Annotated in this window: 19 protein-coding genes and 2 tRNA genes; 11 read left to right on the forward strand and 10 right to left on the reverse strand. The window is 68.1% G+C overall.

Going from position 1 to position 18,405, the window contains the following annotated elements:
- The first annotated feature begins 1 nt into the window (after position 1).
- From gyrA to H516_RS0107590, 6 genes are all read left to right on the forward strand, one after another.
- Positions 2-2,620 carry a DNA gyrase subunit A gene (gene gyrA, locus H516_RS19000; protein WP_022889121.1) on the forward strand — a complete coding sequence of 873 codons (2,619 nt, stop codon included), beginning with the start codon at positions 2-4 and terminating at the stop codon, positions 2,618-2,620.
- Positions 2,613-3,017 carry a DUF3566 domain-containing protein gene (locus H516_RS0107570; RefSeq protein WP_022889122.1) on the forward strand — a complete coding sequence of 135 codons (405 nt, stop codon included), beginning with the start codon at positions 2,613-2,615 and terminating at the stop codon, positions 3,015-3,017. Before gyrA ends, H516_RS0107570 begins: the two co-directional genes overlap by 8 nt.
- A 67-nt stretch (positions 3,018-3,084) precedes the next feature.
- Positions 3,085-3,158: transfer RNA gene (locus H516_RS0107575), tRNA-Ile, on the forward strand.
- Between the two features lie 42 nt (positions 3,159-3,200).
- A tRNA-Ala gene (locus tag H516_RS0107580) sits at positions 3,201-3,273 on the forward strand.
- Positions 3,274-3,362: 89 nt separating this feature from the next.
- Complete coding sequence (locus tag H516_RS0107585; protein ID WP_022889123.1) at positions 3,363-3,752, forward strand: PLD nuclease N-terminal domain-containing protein; 390 nt, start codon at positions 3,363-3,365, stop codon at positions 3,750-3,752.
- Between the two features lie 54 nt (positions 3,753-3,806).
- Positions 3,807-4,250, forward strand: a complete 444-nt coding sequence (locus tag H516_RS0107590; RefSeq protein ID WP_022889124.1) for an NUDIX hydrolase — start codon at positions 3,807-3,809, stop codon at positions 4,248-4,250.
- Positions 4,251-4,439: 189 nt separating this feature from the next.
- On the opposite strand, the gene H516_RS22030 is transcribed toward H516_RS0107590, so the two are convergent.
- Both H516_RS22030 and H516_RS0107600 read right to left on the reverse strand, forming a co-directional pair.
- On the reverse strand, positions 4,440-4,688 hold the full coding sequence (locus tag H516_RS22030) for a hypothetical protein (RefSeq protein ID WP_157432179.1): 249 nt from the start codon (positions 4,686-4,688) through the stop codon (positions 4,440-4,442).
- Positions 4,689-5,243: 555 nt separating this feature from the next.
- The gene (locus tag H516_RS0107600) at positions 5,244-5,756 is read right to left on the reverse strand and encodes a hypothetical protein (protein ID WP_026378547.1); all 513 of its coding nucleotides are present in this window, start codon (positions 5,754-5,756) and stop codon (positions 5,244-5,246) included.
- Positions 5,757-5,875: 119 nt separating this feature from the next.
- On the opposite strand from H516_RS0107600, the gene H516_RS0107605 reads away from it, so the two are divergent.
- Positions 5,876-6,415: a peptidylprolyl isomerase gene (locus tag H516_RS0107605; RefSeq protein ID WP_022889127.1), complete on the forward strand. Its 540-nt coding sequence runs from the start codon at positions 5,876-5,878 to the stop codon at positions 6,413-6,415.
- 112 nt (positions 6,416-6,527) lie between these two features.
- Entirely contained in the window at positions 6,528-7,280 is a 753-nt protein-coding gene (locus H516_RS0107610; RefSeq protein WP_245561749.1) for a rhomboid family intramembrane serine protease, read from the forward strand.
- A 221-nt stretch (positions 7,281-7,501) separates the two neighbouring features.
- Here the strand turns inward: H516_RS0107610 and H516_RS0107615 are convergent, their stop codons facing one another.
- Positions 7,502-7,744, reverse strand: coding sequence for a cell division protein CrgA (locus H516_RS0107615; protein ID WP_022889129.1), 243 nt, complete (start codon positions 7,742-7,744; stop codon positions 7,502-7,504).
- A gap of 71 nt (positions 7,745-7,815) precedes the next feature.
- On the opposite strand from H516_RS0107615, the gene H516_RS0107620 reads away from it, so the two are divergent.
- From H516_RS0107620 to H516_RS0107630, 3 genes are read left to right on the forward strand one after another with little or no spacing between them, the layout of a single operon-like run.
- Positions 7,816-8,628 (forward strand): class E sortase, encoded by an 813-nt coding sequence (locus H516_RS0107620; protein ID WP_022889130.1) that lies wholly within the window; start codon positions 7,816-7,818, stop codon positions 8,626-8,628.
- A 1-nt stretch (position 8,629) separates the two neighbouring features.
- The gene (locus H516_RS22365; protein ID WP_022889131.1) at positions 8,630-8,788 is read left to right on the forward strand and encodes a hypothetical protein; all 159 of its coding nucleotides are present in this window, start codon (positions 8,630-8,632) and stop codon (positions 8,786-8,788) included.
- A complete protein-coding gene (locus tag H516_RS0107630; RefSeq protein WP_022889132.1) occupies positions 8,785-9,426 on the forward strand; it encodes an anthranilate synthase component II in 642 nt (213 codons plus the stop codon). Before H516_RS22365 ends, H516_RS0107630 begins: the two co-directional genes overlap by 4 nt.
- Before the next feature lie 58 nt (positions 9,427-9,484).
- Here the strand turns inward: H516_RS0107630 and pknB are convergent, their stop codons facing one another.
- From pknB to H516_RS0107665, 7 genes are all read right to left on the reverse strand, one after another.
- The gene (pknB, locus tag H516_RS0107635) at positions 9,485-11,179 is read right to left on the reverse strand and encodes a Stk1 family PASTA domain-containing Ser/Thr kinase (RefSeq protein ID WP_022889133.1); all 1,695 of its coding nucleotides are present in this window, start codon (positions 11,177-11,179) and stop codon (positions 9,485-9,487) included.
- Positions 11,180-11,267: 88 nt separating this feature from the next.
- A complete protein-coding gene (locus H516_RS0107640; protein ID WP_022889134.1) occupies positions 11,268-12,962 on the reverse strand; it encodes a protein kinase domain-containing protein in 1,695 nt (564 codons plus the stop codon).
- Positions 12,959-14,413, reverse strand: a complete 1,455-nt coding sequence (locus H516_RS0107645) for a peptidoglycan D,D-transpeptidase FtsI family protein (protein WP_022889135.1) — start codon at positions 14,411-14,413, stop codon at positions 12,959-12,961. Before H516_RS0107645 ends, H516_RS0107640 begins: the two co-directional genes overlap by 4 nt.
- Positions 14,410-15,744 (reverse strand): FtsW/RodA/SpoVE family cell cycle protein, encoded by a 1,335-nt coding sequence (locus tag H516_RS0107650; protein WP_084620533.1) that lies wholly within the window; start codon positions 15,742-15,744, stop codon positions 14,410-14,412. Before H516_RS0107650 ends, H516_RS0107645 begins: the two co-directional genes overlap by 4 nt.
- 109 nt (positions 15,745-15,853) lie before the next feature.
- The gene (locus tag H516_RS0107655; RefSeq protein WP_022889137.1) at positions 15,854-17,086 is read right to left on the reverse strand and encodes a PP2C family protein-serine/threonine phosphatase; all 1,233 of its coding nucleotides are present in this window, start codon (positions 17,084-17,086) and stop codon (positions 15,854-15,856) included.
- A gap of 3 nt (positions 17,087-17,089) precedes the next feature.
- Positions 17,090-17,632, reverse strand: a complete 543-nt coding sequence (locus H516_RS0107660; RefSeq protein ID WP_022889138.1) for an FHA domain-containing protein FhaB/FipA — start codon at positions 17,630-17,632, stop codon at positions 17,090-17,092.
- Positions 17,629-18,375 carry an FHA domain-containing protein gene (locus tag H516_RS0107665; protein WP_022889139.1) on the reverse strand — a complete coding sequence of 249 codons (747 nt, stop codon included), beginning with the start codon at positions 18,373-18,375 and terminating at the stop codon, positions 17,629-17,631. Before H516_RS0107665 ends, H516_RS0107660 begins: the two co-directional genes overlap by 4 nt.
- Positions 18,376-18,405 lie beyond the last annotated feature (30 nt).

The raw sequence follows: 18,405 nt of genomic DNA on the forward strand, positions 1-18,405 counted from the left end.
TGTGATCAACCCCGGCGGCGACGGCACGGACGGCCTCGACGAGAGCGGCCCCGGCGTCCACGGCCGGATCGACCAGGTCGACCTGCAGCTCGAGATGCAGCGCTCGTACCTCGACTACGCGATGAGCGTCATCGTCGGGCGCGCGCTGCCCGAGGTGCGCGACGGTCTGAAGCCCGTGCACCGCCGCGTCATCTACGCCATGTACGACGGCGGCTACCGCCCCGACAAGGCGTTCTCGAAGTGCGCGCGCGTGGTCGGCGACGTCATGGGCCAGTTCCACCCGCACGGCGACACCGCGATCTACGATGCGCTCGTGCGCCTCGTGCAGCCGTGGAGCCTCCGCTACCCGCTCGCGCTCGGCCAGGGCAACTTCGGATCGCCCGGCAACGACGGCGCCGCCGCTCCCCGGTACACCGAGACCAAGATGGCTCCGCTCGCGCTCGAGATGGTGCGCGACATCGACAAAGAGACCGTCGACTTCCAGGACAACTACGACGGCCGTACGCAGGAGCCGTCGATCCTGCCGGCCCGGTTCCCGAACCTCCTCGTCAACGGCTCGGTCGGCATCGCGGTCGGCATGGCGACCAACATCCCGCCGCACAACCTCCGCGAGGTCGCCTCGGGTGCCCAGTGGTACCTCGAGCACCCCGAGGCATCCCGCGAAGAGCTGCAGGAGGCGCTGCTGCAGCGCATCAAGGGGCCGGACTTCCCGACCGGGGCGCAGATCCTCGGTGTGAAGGGCATCACCGACGCATACCGCACGGGCCGCGGCTCGATCACGATGCGCGCGGTCGTGAGCGTCGAAGAACTGCAGGGCCGCACCTGCCTCGTCGTCACCGAACTGCCGTACCAGGTGAACCCCGACAATCTCGCGATCAAGATCGCCGACCTCGTGAAGGACGGCAAGATCGGCGGCATCGCCGACATCCGCGACGAGACCTCGGGCCGCACCGGCCAGCGCCTCGTGATCGTGCTGAAGCGCGACGCGGTCGCGAAGGTCGTGCTGAACAACCTCTACAAGCACACGCAGCTTCAAGAGAACTTCGGCGCGAACATGCTCGCGATCGTCGACGGCGTGCCCCGCACGCTCTCGATCGACGGCTTCATCGCGCACTGGGTCGACCACCAGATCGACGTCATCGTGCGCCGCACGCAGTACCTGCTGCGCGAGGCCGAGGCGCGCATGCACATCCTGCGCGGCTACCTCAAGGCGCTCGACGCGCTCGACGAGGTCATCGCGCTCATCCGCGCCTCGGCGACGGTCGACGACGCGCGCGCGGGCCTGAAGGACCTGCTCGACATCGACGATCTGCAGTCCGATGCGATCCTCGGGATGCAGCTGCGCCGGCTGGCAGCGCTCGAGCGTCAGAAGATCATGGACGAGGCGGAGGCGCTCGAGGCCGAGATCACCGACTTCAAGGACATCCTCGCCCGGCCCGAGCGCCAGCGCACGATCGTCTCGGATGAGCTCGCCGAGATCGTCGACAAGTACGGCGACGAGCGGCGCACGCACATCATGCCCGGCTTCGACGGCGACATGTCGGTCGAAGACCTCATCCCTGAAGAAGAGATGGTCGTCACGGTCACTCGCGGCGGCTACGTGAAGCGCACGCGCAGCGACAACTACCGCTCGCAGCACCGCGGCGGCAAGGGTGTGAAGGGCGCGCAGCTGCGCGCCGACGACGTGGTCGAGCACTTCTTCGTCACCACGACGCACCACTGGCTGCTGTTCTTCACGAACATGGGCCGTGTCTACCGGGCGAAGGCGTACGAGATCCAGGAGGCCGGCCGCGATGCGAAGGGCCAGCACGTCGCGAATCTGCTCGAGATGCAGCCCGACGAGGAGATCGCCGAGATCCTCGACATCCGCGACTACGGGGTGGCGAAGTTCCTCGTGCTCGCGACGCACGACGGTCTCGTGAAGAAGACCGCGCTCGAGGAGTACGACACGAACCGCTCGCGCGGGGTCATCGCGATCAAGCTCCGAGAGGGCGACGAACTCGTCTCGGCGATGCTCGTCGACCAGCACGACGAGATCCTGCTCGTCTCGAAGAAGGGCATGTCGCTCCGCTTCGAGGCGACCGATGAGGCGCTGCGCCCGATGGGCCGCTCCACCTCGGGTGTGAAGGGCATGAGTTTCCGCGACGGCGACGCACTGCTCGAGGCTTCGGTCGTGCCGGGTTCGGGTGCGGCCGGTGAGATCGCTGAGAATGCGCCGGATGATTCGGCCGACGTCGACGGTGCGCAGTACGTGTTCGTCGTCACCGAGGGCGGCTACGCGAAGCGCACCGCGGTCGACCAGTATCGCCTTCAGAACCGCGGGGGCCTCGGCATCAAGGTGGCGAAACTCAACGAGGATCGCGGTGATCTCGCGGGCGCCCTCATCGTCGGAACCGACGACGAGGTACTGGTGGTTCTTGCCAGCGGCAAGGTGGTACGCTCCGATGTCGCCGAGGTTCCTGCCAAGGGCAGGGATACGATGGGCGTCGTCTTCGCGAAGTTCGCGGTGGACGATCGAATCATCGCCATCGCGAAGAATTCCGAACGGAATCTCGTGGAGGAGGCCGCCGAGTCCGAATCGGCCGAACCCGCCGGAGAGGGAGTAACCGTCAATGAGTAGCGTCGCCGAGAAGCTGGCCCGCAAGTCGAGCAAGCGTGCCCCGGCCAAGCAGGTGCGCCTGCGGCTCGTCTACGTCGACTTCTGGTCGGCGGTGAAGCTGTCGTTCCTCGTGGCCGTCTGCCTCGCGGTCGTATCGATCGTGGCGACGTTCCTCGTCTGGACGGTGCTCAACTCGACCGACGTGTTCGCGAAGCTCAACGAGCTCGTGAAGGACGTGGCCGGCACCGGCGGCGATCTGTCGTCGATCCTGTCGCTCGGCAACGTCATGGGCTTCGCGGTCGTCGCAGCGCTGCTCAATCTCGTCGTGACGACCGCGCTCGGCGCGATCGTGGCGGTGCTCTACAACCTCAGCGTGAAGATCACCGGCGGCATCCTGGTCGGGTTCACGAACAACTGACCGACGGGAATCGGTTCGATTCGGATAATCCTGAACTCTCAGGTAGTCTGTCCTTCGGCCGAAATTCGGGGATATAGCTCAGGCGGTTAGAGCGCTTCGCTGATAACGAAGAGGTCCGAGGTTCAAGTCCTCGTATCCCCACTCTGAAAATTCCACAACACATCGGATGCCTCGCATCCGCCCGGGGCCTTAGCTCAGTTGGTAGAGCGCCTGCTTTGCAAGCAGGATGTCAGGAGTTCGAATCTCCTAGGCTCCACAGAATACGGCCGGGCCCGTCGCCACATTCCGATACTGTGGGATCAACCCGGCAGACCTGCCGCGGAATCGTCTCGAGGGAGTACGGCCATGGCATTCGACACGAGCTTCTGGGATGTCTTCAGCGGCCTGTTCGGCATTTTCGTCTTCGTCGCCTATCTCGTGGCGCTCTTCTCGGTCATCGCCGATCTCTTCCGCGATCCGAAGCTGGCGGGCTGGGCGAAGGCGATCTGGCTGCTCTTCCTCATCTTCGTGCCGTTCCTCACACTGCTCGTCTACCTCATCGCACGCGGAGGCGGCTTCGCCGAGCGCGAGAACGCCCGACGCAGCACCTACCACGAATACGTCGACGATCGCGGCGAGGTGTCGCAGTTCAACCCCAACGACGAGGTTGCGAAGGCTCAGGGGCTCGGCGGCGACCCGACGATCAGCGGCTCGCAGTTCGACGCCGTGCAGCGCGACTCGATGCGCGAGGGCTGAGCCGCACTCGACGCTCCGGCCCGCTCACCCCGCCCGCGCGGGTAGGGTGACGGGATGGACATCCGCATCGCCGCGTATGGCGTGATCATCCGTGATGAACACATCCTGCTCGCGCACTGGAACGAGCACGGCCGCTCCGGCTGGACACTGCCCGGCGGCGGCATCGAGGGCAGTGAGCACCCGGTTCGGGCGGCACGGCGTGAGATCGCGGAGGAGACCGGCTACGAGGCATCCGTCGATCGCCTGCTCGGCATCGACACGATGGTGATCCCGGCGGCGAAGCGCCGCACGAGTGCCGACCCGCTCTACGCGATGCGGGTGATCTACCGTGCGAGCATCATCGGGGGAGAGCTGCGCAACGAGGTCGACGGTTCGAGCGATGAGGCGCGCTGGGTACCGCTCGGCGAGGTCGCGGGTCTGCACCGCGTGAGCCTGCTCGACATCGCGCTGCGCCTGAACGCGGCGGAGCCGGCCGACGGAGTGCCGCCGAGCGCGTGACTCGCCGCTCCACCCGCCTGCCGGAGCGCCCCGGCACGGTGCCCGGCTCCCGCGTGAGTGCTGCGACCGTCGGCCGAAGCATCCGCGCCGAAGCCGAGTGCCATGCAGGATGCGCGAACGGCGCCGCCGCGAAGGCGGCGACGCCGTCCGGTGCTGGGCTGGTCGTGAGGGCGTTCATGCGATCACGACTCAGAGGTTCGGGCCGAGGAGGGCGATCCGCTGGAGATCGCCGGCACGGACCCGGTGCGCGAGCGCCGTGTTCTGCTGACGCAGCATCACGGCCTCGTGCGAGACGCGTTCGCTCTGTCGACGGCTCCACGCGATGAGCGCGAGGCCGGCGCGCAGGGCGATCCGTTCGTTGAGTCGGCGTGCCTGGGCACGCATGGCGGTGGTCTGTCCGGTGGTGGACTGACCGAGGGCGAGAGAACTGGTGTTCACGTCGTGTCCTTCGTTGAGTGTGGTTGGGTGCACCGGTCGGTGCGGGGCGCCGGTCGGCCGGGCGGCCGAGGGCGTCGTCTGAGGTGATGAGAATCGGAGCGGGGTTGCGATCATCGCGAGCCGGCATCCGGGGAGCGCGGCGGAGCCGCGGGCCGTGCGCGGCAGCGGGCCGTGGACCATACGCCTGGTCGATCAGGCGACGGTGGCTGCCACGGAAGAGTCGCTGCTCATGCCACGAGGGCCGGTTGGCGTTCGCGCACGAAAGACGCGTCGCCGGGGCGGAGAACTAGCAGGCCGGAGCGGCGAGGAGGATCGCCGTGCGACCAGCAGTGAATGCTGGGGTGAAGATGTGCTTCATCATCGGGATCGACTCCTCTCTTGGGCTCAGGCGCGTTTCGCACCAGTCATTGACACTAGCGGGGGATTCACACCGACCGCAAGGCATTTCTTCAGATTCGTGAGAAATCAGTGTCCGCCCGGAGATGGGACGGCATTTCGGGGCGGAAGAACGGAACGGCCCCGCAGTGTGCGGGGCCGTTCCGTGGAGTCGGTCGTTCAGACGGCCGAGGTGCTTTCGGGCTCGTCGTCGGCGACCCACAGCTCGTCGTCGGCGCGGAAGGTCTGCCAGACCGCGTAGGCGACGCCGGCGACGGCGATGACGCCGGCACCGATCGCGAGGTAGGTGCCGACGCCGCGACCCTTCTTCTTCTCGACCACGGCGACTGCGCGCGGCGAGATGCGCTGGACCGCGCGGCGCACGCGTGCGTCGTTGGCGATGTCGCCAATCGACAGGATCGAGCCGAGCGCGTTGCCCAGACCCCGCTCGACGTTGTCACCAGCCGCCTTCGCGAATCGCCCGGCCTGCTCGACGCCCGGCCGCACGTAGCTCTCGTAGCCCGTGCGCACTCGCGGCACGACCTCTTCTCGCGTGAGGTGACCCAGCTGACGGCTGGCCTCGCGTGCCACGGCATTCGCGTGCTCGAGCACGTGTTGCTGGTCCCCCCAGAGGTCCTCAGCGCTGCTCTGCAGCCGCTTGAGTTCCTTCCGGCGCTTGCGTGACAGGCTCATCTCGACCTCCATCGTTGTGCAGCGAACTCCTCCATCTTGCCACCGAACGGGCTGGAAGCGAGGTGAGAGTCTCATTCCGGCATGCCGCCCCGCGAATCCGCGCATGACAGAATATGAGGATGCCGATTCACACCGCAGTCGCGACGCTCAACACCAACCACGGCCCCATCAAGGTCGACCTCTACGGCGACCACGCACCGAAGACGGTCAAGAACTTCGTCGGCCTCGCCACGGGCGAGATCGAGTGGACCCACCCCGCCACCGGCCAGAAGACCACCGACCCGCTGTACGACGGCGTCATCTTCCACCGCATCATCCCCGGCTTCATGATCCAGGGCGGCGACCCGCTCGGCCAGGGCGTCGGCGGCCCGGGCTACCAGTTCGACGACGAGATCAACCCCGAGCTCGACTTCACCGAGCCCTACGTGCTCGCCATGGCCAACGCCGGCATCCAGATGGGTCGCGGCACCAACGGCTCGCAGTTCTTCATCACCGTCGGTCCCACGACGTGGTTGCAGGGCAAGCACTCCATCTTCGGCAAGGTGACGGATGCCGCGAGCCAGGCGGTCGTCGACAAGCTCGCCGCCGTGGCGACCGACGGTCGCGACAAGCCGCTCGAGGACATCGTCATCGAGAGCATCACCGTCGAGCAGGTCTGACCCGCGGGTGAACGACTCGGGGCCTGATCGCTCGGACTTCTGCTATCGGCATCCCGATCGGCAGAGCTTCGTGCTGTGCCAGCGCTGCGGGCGCACCATCTGCCCCGAGTGCATGACGCAGGCCGCCGTCGGCGTCGTCTGCCCCGAGTGCATGCGCGAGCAGCGAGCGAGCGCGCCCCGCACCAAGCCCGCCGTGCTCACGCGCGTGCGCTCGGCGGCGGGGCGCGGGGCGCCGGTCGTGACGTATTCCCTGATCGGCATCACGCTCGCGGTGTTCGTCCTGCAGTTGATCCCCGGGCTCGCGATCACCGACCGCCTGCTCTATGCCGGCGTCTACTCGATCCCCGGCAACCTCGAGCCATGGCGCATGATCACCTCGGTGTTCGTGCACTCCACCGGGCTCATCTTCCACGTGCTGCTCAACATGTACACGCTGTGGATCTTCGGGCAGTTGTTGGAGGGCCTGCTGGGCCGCTGGCGGTTCCTCGCCCTGTATCTGATCTCGGGCCTCGGCGGTTCGATCGGCGTGCTCTGGCTCTCCGATCCCCGGGTCGGCGTGGTCGGCGCGTCGGGTGCCATCTTCGGTCTGATGGGCGCGTTCCTCGTGATCCAGCGCAGGCTCGGCGGACAGACCACCCAGTTGTTCGTGCTGCTCGGCATCAACCTGGTGATCGGCTTCGTGCCGGGCTTCAACGTCGCCTGGCAGGCGCATCTCGGCGGACTCGTGACGGGCGCTCTGGTCGGTCTCGTCTTCGTCGAGACGCGCAAACGCTCGCAGCAGGCGCTGCAGGTCTGGCTCCTCGTCGGCGTGGTCGCCGTGCTCCTCGTCCTCAGCCTGCGGTACTTCTTCTTCCCGGTCTTCTGACGGTTCGCCGAGGCACTCGGGCCCCGGCGCCACTTATCCACACCCCTTTCCACAGCTGTTGAGAGTTACATCGGTGTCATTCCCGAGATCCCAGTGATCACGCGGATTTGCACTTGTGCACAACTGTGGAGAACTGTGGAGAAGCCTGTGGGAAACTCGAACTGCCATGCGAAAAGGGCGGATGCCGAAGCATCCGCCCTTTCGCGTGTCGAGAGCCGGCGTCAGCGCCAGCGGGTGGTCATGAGGAAGCCGACGAAGGCGATGCCGAAGCCGATCAGGATGTTCCACGAGCCGAGGTCGGCGATCGGGAATCGGCCCTGACTGATGTAGAACACCAGGATCCACGCGAGTCCGAGCAGCATGAAGCCGAACATGACGGGCTTGAACCACACCGGGTTCGGTGCCTCCTCGCCGCTCGCTGCGACTTCAGCGCGCGTCGGCTTCGATGATTTCGTACGTGCCATGCCCGTGATTCTAGCCGAGGCCGCCGTGCACTCACAGCGAGAAGTCCGTTCGGACGAATAGAATCGCCCCTATGTCCGAGTCGGTGCCCGACGGCCGGCGCGCACGCCGCGCCGAGCGGTCGACAGCGCGCCCCAAGCCTCGAGTGAGCGTCGTCGGCGTCCTCGGCGAACTGCTGCTGACCGCGGGGGTGCTGATCCTGCTGTTCCTCGGCTGGCAGTTGTGGTGGAACGACGCGATCATGGCCGGGCAGCAGTCGCAGGCCGCTTCAGAGCTCAGCGATCAGTGGGCCGAGCAGGATCGCGCGGCGCGCGGCGACACCCCGCCGCCCGCGCCCGAAGACGTCGGCGAGCCGGTCGTCGACACCACCGGGTACGCGAATGCCGAGCCCTTCGCCGTCATGTACGTCCCGCGCTTCGACAGTGAGGGCACGCACGACTCGGCGCGCAATATCGCCGAGGGCTACGGCCTCGACGTGCTCAACAGCTTCGACCTCGGCGTCGGCCATTACCCAGGCACCCAGATGCCCGGCGAGGTCGGCAACTTCGCGATCGCTGCGCATCGCAGCGCCTACGGGGGCGGGATGCACGAGATCGAGCAGCTCCAGCTCGGCGACGCCATCTACATCCAGACGAAGGACGGCTGGTACACGTACCGCTTCCGCGACTTCGAGTACGTGACCCCGGCGACGAGCGGGGTCCTCTCACCGGTTCCCCACCACCCCGAACTCCAGCCGACCGACCGCATCATCACGCTCACGAGCTGCAACCCGCTCTACTCGACCGACGAGCGCATCATCGCGTACGGGGTGCTCGAGTCGTGGCAGCCTGGGGCCGCGAACCCGCCGGCCGAGATCGCCTCGGTCGTCGCAGAATGGGGCGACTGAGATGTACGGCGCACTCTGGCGCATCCTCCCCGGCCCGGTGTGGATCCGCATCATCCTGCTGCTCGTGCTCGTCGCAGCAGCCGTCTTCGCGCTCTTCACCTGGGTGTTCCCGTGGGTCGACGCGCAGCTCAATCCGATCAACGTCACGGTGGAAGAATGACCCGCATCCTCGTCATCGACAATTACGACAGCTTCGTCTACACACTCAACGGCTACCTGCGCGAACTCGGCGCCGAGACCGAGGTCGTGCGCAACGACGACATCCCGCTCGACGAGGTCGCCGAGCGGATCGCGCAGTACGATGCCGTGCTCATCTCACCGGGCCCCGGCAAGCCCGCCGACGCGGGCATCTCCATCCCCGTCGTCGAGGCCGCGCTCGCGAGCCGCCAGCCGATCCTCGGCGTCTGCCTCGGTCATCAGGCCATCGCCGAGGCGTTCGGCGCGGTCGTCACCAATGCCGAAGAACTCATGCACGGCAAGACCTCGCGCATCGAACACGACGGCAGCGCGTTCTACGACGGTGTGCCCCAGCCGTTCACGGCGACCAGATACCACTCGCTGGCGGTGGTGGATGCCACGGTGCCGTCGTCGCTCGTCGTGACGAGTCGCACGAGCGGGGGCGTGATCATGGGCCTGCGCCACGAGTCCGCGCCGATCTTCGGCGTGCAGTTCCACCCCGAGTCGGTGCTCACCGAGGGCGGCTACCGGATGCTCGGCAACTGGCTCGCCGTCGCGGGGCTGCCCGAAGCGCGCGAGCGCGCCGAGCACCTGAGCCCGCTCGTGCGGGCGAACGCCTGACGGCGTCGGTGCCGGTGGTCGAGACGCTCCTTCGTCGCTCCTCGACCACCGGTCGCGCTCAGCCCGCGCAGTAGGTCAGTTCGACATCGGAGTGCTGGGGCACCTGTCCCGGTGCGAGCGACTGATTCGTGACGGGTGAACCGGGCGCACTCGGGCAGCTCGGGTCGGGCTTCGGAATGGGGTTCAGCTGAAGCTCGTCGGATGTCAGGAAGTCGGACGCCGCCTGCAACGACTGCGTGCGCAGATCCGTCAGGGTGACCTGACCGTTCGACAGGGTGAATTCGACCGTCGAGCCGAGCTCGACGGACTCGCCCGCCGCGGGTGTCGTCTTCATGACCACGTCGGCGGCGACCGTCGGCGAGTTCTGGCGCGTCTCCTTGCCGGCGACGAGCCCGGCCTCTTCGAGCGCCTTCTTCGCGTCGGCGAGCGACATGTTCACCGTGTCGGGCACCTTCACCGCCTCACGGCCGGTCGAGATGTACACCGTGATCGCCTGGCCGGCGTCGACGATGTCGCCGGCGGCCGGGTCGCTGCGGATCACCTCGTCGACCGGCACGGTCTCACTCGTCTCCTCGAGCCGGGTGGCCGGGAGACCCAGGGACTGCAGCTCCTCGACGGCCTGCTCGTAGGTCATCCCGGTGAGCACCGGCACCTCGCGGGCGTTCGACGGCAGGTCGTCCTTCGGCTGGAGATTGAACGCCCAGTACATCACCGCGATCACGATCACGACCACGGCGATGATGCCCGCCCAGATCCAGATCGCCGGCGGGCGGCGCTGGGTGCGCGCCATCGTCTCGTCTTCGGTGAGCTGGCGGAGCGCGAGCTCGGAGCTGGAAAGCGACGCGGTCGGGGCTCCGAAGAGCATCGTCGCCTGGTCGGGTTCGCGATGCACGGGCACCCGGCCGGATGCCGCGGTGTCGACGTCGGCCCGGAACTCCACCGCCGTCTGGTAGCGCTGGTCGCGGTTCTTCGCGAGCGCGTGCAGCACGACCGCATCGAGCGCCGGCGACACCTTCGGATTGATGATGCTCGGTTTGACCGGTCGTTCGCTGACGTGCTGGTAGGCGACGGCGACCGGGGTGTCGCCGCGGAAGGGCGGGCGGCCGGTGAGCATCTCGAAGAGCACGACGCCCGTCGAGTAGAGGTCGGTGCGGGCATCGACGGTCTCGCCCTTCGCCTGCTCGGGCGAGAAGTACGAGGCCGTGCCGAGGATCGCGGTTGTCTGGGCCACGGTCGTCGCCGAGTCGGAGACCGCGCGTGCGATGCCGAAGTCCATCACCTTCACCTGACCGGTGGTGGTGATCATGATGTTGCCGGGCTTGATGTCGCGGTGCACGACCCCCGCGCGGTGCGAGTACTCGAGCGCGGTCAGCACCCCGTCGATGACCCGCACGGCCGCTGCCGGCTCGAGCGGACCGTCGTGGATGATGTCCTTGAGGAGGCGTCCCTCGACGAACTCCATGACGATGAAGGGCAGCTGCACCTCCTGGCCCGCCGTGTCGACCACGGTCTCCTCGCCCGCGTCGAAGACGCGGACGATGGTCGGGTGCGCCATCCGCGCGGCCGACTGCGCCTCCTGGCGGAACCGCATGCGGAACGCCGGATCGGTGGCGAGCTGCGGCTTGAGGAGCTTGATCGCGACCTGGCGGCCGAGCCGTGTGTCGGTGCCGACGTGCACATCGGACATGCCCCCGCGACCGATGAGGGCGCCCACGCGATAGCGGCCGGCGAGGACGCGTCCTTCATCGCTCACGGTGGGCGGATCCTTTCGTTCGTTCGGAGGTCGATCTTCTTCGGTGCAGCGGGTACGGCGCAGGCTCGAGGGAGCGAGCGCCGAGCCGTCACTCGGTGGCGGGCCCCTCGATGACCGTCACCGTCGCGGCGGGCGACGACGGCGAGTTCAGCTGACCGCAGAAGTACTGGTAGGTCACGGTGATCGTGTCTCCGGGGGCGGCGTCGGCGTTCGTCGTGATCGTGACGTTCGTCGCACCGGCGCCGAGCGGCGGAGCGGAGGACGCGGGGCCGTCGACGTTCACCTGGTAGCCCGAGAGCGTCTGGCCGGCGGGGCACTGGGCGGCCGGCCACTTCACCTCGAACGACGCACCCGGCGCGACCTCGGCCGGCGTCACGGTCGGCGCAGAGCCCGGAGCGGCGGGCGTCTCGGGAGCGCCGTAGTACGTGATCGTGACCTCGCTGCCGATCGGCACCGGTCCGGTCGGGTTGACCGCGTAGACGATGCCCTCCTGATCCGGGTCGGTCGCCGCATTGCCCTCGACCGCGTTCGCGACCATGCCGAGCTCGACGAGCTTGGCGCTGGCGTCAGAGGACGAGAGACCGATGAAGTCGTCGGGGTTGATCTGCTCCGTCGTGGGTGCCTCGCTCGTCGGCGGAGGGGTCGTGGCGGTCTGCGCCGGAGTCGACGGCGGCGTCGACGGGGTCGACGACTTGACCGGGTCCTTCTCGCCGGAGTTCAGCGCGAGCGCGATGATCGTGCCGATGAGCACGATCGCGAGCAGCGCGATGAGCACGATCAGCGGCCATGTCCACGGGCTGCGCTTCTTCTTCTCGGGCTCGCCCTCTTCGCCGCCCTCTTCGCCGTCGGCCGTCGGGAGGATGGTCGTGGCGGCGGTCGCTCCGGCCTGCGGCATGAGCATCGTCGCGGCGGTGAGACCCGCCGCACCGAGCACCGCGGGCACGGCGACCGACGCGGCCTGCACGTCGCCCCGGCGCAGCGCGGTCGCCGCACGGGCGAGGTGCGCCGCCGTCTGGGGCCGGTCGGCCGGGTTCTTCGCGATGCACGAGTAGACGAGGTTGCGCACCGGTTCGGAGACCGTGACCGGCAGATCGGGCGGCGTCTCGTTGATCTGCGCCATGGCGATCGCGACCTGCGACTCGCCCGTGAAGGGGCGGCGGCCGGCGAGGGCCTCGTAGGCGACGATGCCGAGCGAGTAGATGTCGGTCGTCGGCGACGCCGGGTGGCCCGAGGCCTGCTCGGGGGAGAGGTACTGAACGGTGCCCATTACCTGACCGGTGGCGGTCAGCGGCACCTGGTCGGCGATGCGAGCGATGCCGAAGTCGGTGATCTTCACCCGCCCGTCGGGCGTGATCAGCAGGTTGCCCGGCTTGATGTCGCGGTGCACGAGACCGGCCGCGTGCGCCGCCTGCAGGGCCGCGGCGGTCTGCGCGACGATGTCGAGGACCTTGTCGGTCGACAGCACGTGCTCGCGCTCGAGGATCGTCGAGAGCGCCTCGCCCGGAACGAGCTCCATGACGAGATAGGCGCTGCCCTCTTCTTCGCCGTAGTCGAAGACGTTCGCGATGCCCTCGTGGTTGACGAGTGCGGCATGACGGGCCTCGGCGCGGAAGCGCTCGAGGAAGCCCGGGTCGCCGAGGTACTCGTCCTTCAGGATCTTGATCGCGACCTGACGGCCGATGACGAGGTCGGTGGCCTGCCACACCTCGCCCATCCCGCCGATCGCGATGCGGGATTGCAGCTCGTAGCGCCCCCCGAAGGTGAGCCCTGCGCTCGGTCTCATTTGTTCAGCACCGCCTCTAGTACCTGCTTTGCGATGGGTGCGGCTATGAGATTGCCGTACCCCTCCTGACCAAGTCCCCCGCCATCCTCCACGAGCACCGTGATTGCATACTGAGGGTCGTCGGCGGGGGCGAACCCGGTGAACCACAAGGTGTACGGGTCATCCTCGCCGTTCTCCGCTGTTCCGGTCTTCCCGGCCACGCTGACGCCGTCTATTCTTGCATTACTCGCGGCCCCGTTCTCGACGCCGTTGACCATCATCTGCACCATGGTGTCGGCCGTCGACTCGCTGATGGCGCGGCCGAACTCGCTCGCCTCGAACTCCTCCAGCGGGGTGAAGTCGGGAGCGGTGATCTGATCGACGAGATTCGGGTTCATCACGATGCCGTCGTTGGCGATCGCCGCCGACACCAGGGCCATCTGCAGGGGGGTCGCCCGCACCGAGCCCTGCCCGAACGCCGAGAGCGCGGTCTGGGCGTCGTCGAGGCCCTGAGGGTAGGTGCTCGGCTCCGTTCCGGTCGGGATCAGGAACTCGTGGTCGAAGCCGAACTTCTCGGCCTGATCGCGGATCGCGTTGTCGCCGAGCTCGATGCCGAGTTCGGCGAACGGGATGTTGCAGGAGAGGCGGAGCGCGTCGGCGAGCGTCACGGTCGCACCGCCGCCGCAGGTGCCGCCGCCCGAGTTGCGAACGACGGAGGTCGAGCCGGGCAGGGTGAACTCACCGGGGTTCGGGAACGTCGAATCGGGGGTGTACCGGCCCGACTCGAGCGCCGCGGCCGTGACGACGAGCTTGAAGACCGAACCGGGCGGGTTCATGTCGCCGCCCGTCGCGCGGTTGAAGAGCGGGTCGCCGGGATCGGCGAGGAGCCCCTCGTACGTGGCCTGCACCTGCTCGCCGTCGTGCACCGTCATGCTGTTCGGGTCGAAGGTCGGCTTCGTGACCATCGCGAGGATGCGGCCGGTCTCGGGCTCGGTGACGACGACGGCGCCGGTGTAGTCGCCGAGCGCGTCCCAGGCGGCCTGCTGCGCGACCTTGTCGATCGCGACCTCGACCGAGGCCCCGACCGGGTCCTGTCCTGAGATGAGGCGGTTCAGCTGGTCGAAGAACTGGCTCGACGACTGGCCGCTCAGGTAGTCGTTGAGCGAGCGCTCGAGGCCGGTCGCCTCACCGTTGACCGGGATGTAGCCGGTGATGGGTGCGTAGAGCGGTCCGTTCGCGTACGTGCGCTGGAAGCGGTAGAAGTCGTCGGTCGCGGTCGAGTAGGCGATCGGGTCGCCGTCGACGAGGATCGGCCCGCGCTCGACCGAGTAGCTCTCGTACAGCGTGCGCGAGTTGCGGGGGTCGGCGGCGAGGGCGTCGGCCTGCACGAACTGGATCAGGGTCGACGAAACGAGGAGCGTGACGAACATGACGAGAGCGACGATCGAGACGCGCTTGAGTTCGCGGTTCATCCGTCGATCACCAGCCTCGGATGGTTGCGGACGGTGTCGGAGAGCCGCAGCAGCAGCGCGACGATGATCCAGTTCGCCACGAGCGATGAGCCGCCCGCCGCGAGGAACGGCGTCGTGAGGCCGGTCAACGGGATGACCCGGGTCACCCCGCCGACGACGATGAAGACCTGGAGCGCGACCACGAAGGCGAGGCCGACGCCGAGCAGCTTGCCGAAGTCGTCCTGGCCGGCGAAGCCGATGCGGAAGCCGCGCGCCACGAACAGCAGGTAGAGCGCGAGGATGGCGAAGATGCCGGCGAGCCCGAGCTCCTCGCCGAGCGACGCGATGATGTAGTCGCTCTGCGGCACCGGAGTGAGGTCGGGTCGCCCCTGGCCCCAGCCGGTGCCGATGAGTCCGCCGTTGGCGAGACCGAAGAGTCCCTGCACGAGCTGATAGCTGCCGCCGGGGTCGGCGTTGAACCGTTCGTCGCTGAAGGGGGTGAGCCAGTTCGCGAAGCGATTGCCGACGTAGTCGAGCGTCTGGCTCGCGATGATCGCGCCGGCGAGGAACAGCGAGAGGCCGAGCACGACCCACGAGAGCCGGCTCGTCGCGACGTAGAGCATCACGAGGAACAGGCCGAAGTAGAGCAGGGCGGTGCCGAGGTCGCGCTGGAAGACGATGACCGACATCGAGAGCGCCCACACGATGAGCAGCGGGCCGAGGTCGCGCCCGCGGGGGAACCTCATGCCGAGGAACTTCCTGCCCACCATCGACAGCGAGTCGCGGTTGCGCACGAGGTACCCCGCGAAGAAGACCGCGAGGGCGATCTTCGCGATCTCGCCGGGCTGGAACGTGGCGATGTCGCCGAAGCCGATCCAGACCTGGGCGCCGCCGCGCGACTGCCCGAGGCCGGGGACGAGCGGCAGGATGAGCAGGATGATCGCGACGAGACCCGCGAGGTAGGTGTAGCGGAAGAGCACCCGGTGGTTGCGGATGACGAAGATCGTCGCGATCGCGCAGATGATCGCGATCGCGCTCCACGCGATCTGACGCACCGCCGCGCTGTCCCAGCCGGCGTCGCCCTCGGCGATGTCGATGCGGTAGATCATCGCGATGCCGAGACCGTTCAGCACGGTGGCGATCGGGAGCAGGAACGGGTCGGCGTCGCGTGCGACGAAGCGCATCGAGATGTGCAGGCCGAACACGAGGACGGAGAGGCCCGCGCCGAGGAGCACGAGCTGCGTGTCGACGCGCCCGAGCGCACCGAGCTGCACGAGCACGATCGCCGCGGCGTTGATGACGCAGGCGACGATGAGCAGCCAGAACTCGAGATTGCGGAGCTTCTGCGGCATCCGGATGCGCCGGATGCCGCTCGGCGGCGTCGCCGGGCGCGCCGGGGTGCCGCCGTCGCCGGCGGTGGTCACCGCGCCGTTCGACGCGCTCCGGGAGCGAGCGGACTCGTCAGTCAAGGGACTCCTCCAAGCGCTGCACGATCTGGAAGGCCTCCGTGAACGACCCCGCACTGATCGTCTGCTCGACGCGCTGCTGGTCGTAGGTGCGCAGCTCGGCCACGTCGATGTCGGTCTCGGTGTGCAGCTCGTGCAGCGAGATCGGGCCGAGGTTCTGCTGGATGCCCTGGTAGATGGCGACCCGGCCGTTCGACTCGCCCACGTAGTAGCGGGTCTGGGTCCACTGGTAGCTGAGCACGATCGCGGCGACGATCGCCGCGATGAACAGCACGATCCAGAAGCCCCACACCCAGCGGCGTCGCCGTCGGCGACGTGCATCCTCCTCGATGATCTCGTCGAAGTAGTCGGCCGAGTCGGGCTCGAAGTGCGTTTCTTGAACGGGGTGCGGTCTGAACGGCGTCAGTCGGATGCCGCGTGGCCGCACCGGTTCGAGGGCCGCGCCGAAGGCGAGCGGAGCGGCGGCCGAGCCGACGATGAGGGGCGGCGTCGCGGGTGCGGCGGGCTCGCCGATGTCGACGAGCACGACGGTGACGTTGTCGGGGGCGCCGCCGTCGAGCGAGGCCTTCACGAGGCGATCGGCCACCTGCTTCGCGCCGACGTCGGCCGACATGAACTCGTGGATCTCGTCGAAGGAGACGACACCCGAGAGCCCGTCGGAGCACAGCATCCACCGGTCGCCGTCGCGGGTGTCCAGCACCATCTGGTCGATCTCGGGAGAGGCCTCGACGTCGCCGAGCACGCGCATGAGCACCGAACGGCGCGGATGCACCATGGCCTCTTCGGCGGTGATGCGTCCGGCGTCGACGAGACGCTGGACGAAAGTGTGGTCGGTCGAGATCTGGCTGAGCTCACCCGAACGCAGCAGGTAGATGCGCGAGTCGCCGATGTGCGAGATGACGACCCGGTCTCCGAGGTGCAGCATCGAGCTGACCGTGGTGCCCATGCCGGTCAGCTCGGAGTGCTCGGACACGGTCTCGGCGAGCTGCCGGTTCGCGGCGATGAGGGCGCCCTCGAGCGCCGCGGCCGCCTCGGGGGCGCTGTCGTAGTCGGCGTCGGCGTCGGCGATGCGACGGGTGGCGATCGCGCTCGCGACGTCACCGCCGGCGTGGCCTCCCATGCCGTCGGCGACGAGGAACAACCGGCGCCCGGCATAGCCGGAATCCTGGTTGTTCGAGCGGACCCGCCCGACATGCGAGACCGCTGCGCTCGCTTTCACCGTCGGCATGGGCTACCGCCGCAGCTCGAACGTCGTCGCTCCGACCTTCACGGTGGCTCCGAGCGGGATCGGGGTGGGCACGGTCACTCGGGAGCCGTTGAGGAGGGTGCCGTTCGTCGAATCGAGATCCTGGATCATCCAGCGGTCGTTCCACAGCATGAGCCGGGCGTGATGGGTCGAGGTGTAGTCGTCGCGGATGATGATCGCGGAGTCGCTCGAACGGCCGATCGTGATCTCGTCCCGCCCGAGGGGGAACTCGACGCCTGACTTGGCGCCGCTCGTGATCACCAGGCGCGAGGCGTTGCTGCTCGACGCGATCTCGTCGGCACCCGCGGGCGCGACGGGCGTCGAGACCGGCGCGGTGGGTGCGGCGGCCGCGACCGGCGAGCTCGGGAAGGAGGACGCCGCGGCCGGAGCCCCCGCCGCCTCGGGCTGAAGCTTGCGCACGCGTTGGCCGAACAGGTCGCTGCGCAGCGCATAGACGATCGCGAAGATGAACACCCAGAGCAGGATCAGGAAGCCCAGCTGCAGGACGACCAGGGTCAGCTCGCTCATTCGCCCGCCCCCCAGAATCCGCCCATATCGTGCCGCTGCGTCGCCGGTGCGGCGCGTCGCGGTTCGCCGGCGGCGCCCGCGGCCTGCGCGAGCACCCGGAACACGATACGCGAGCGACCGATCGTGATGACCGAGTCGGGCTCGAGGATCGACTCCTTCACTGGGGCCCCGTTCAACTGCGTTCCGTTCGTCGAGCCGAGGTCGCGCACCCGCGCGCGGGAGCCGTCCCACTGGACCTCGGCATGCCGGCGCGAAGCGCCGGAGTCGTCGAGGGTGACGTCGGCTTCGCTGCCGCGACCGATGACCGTGCGGCCCTTGAGGATCGGGTACCGCTTGCCGTCGACATCGAGCACCGGGGTCCAGGCGACCTGGCCCTTCACGTTCTGCGAGTCGACCTGCACCAGGCCGACGCTGAGACCCTCGTCGGGGCGGAGCGCGATCGTGATGCCGCCGGCGAACTGGAAGTGCTGGCTCGCCGCGTGCCGCTGCACGAGGTCGACGAGCTCGTCGATGAGCGTCGGCCCCAGCGACGACATGTGCTCGTGGTCGGCCGGCGACATGCGCACGGTGAAGTTGTTCGGCACGAGCACCCGGTCGCGCGACACGACGGCCGCCTTGGTGTCGATCTCTCGCTTCAGCGCCGAGGTGATCTCGACCGGCTGCAGCCCCGAGCGGAAAGTCTTCGCGAACGCGCCGTTGACGGCGCGTTCGAGACCTTTCTCGAAGTTGTCCAGTAGGCCCACAAGTCTCCCGATTCCGGTGTCTGACTTCGC

The organism is Agromyces italicus DSM 16388 (genome assembly GCF_000421545.1).
GTDB classification, from domain to species: Bacteria; Actinomycetota; Actinomycetes; order Actinomycetales; family Microbacteriaceae; genus Agromyces; species Agromyces italicus.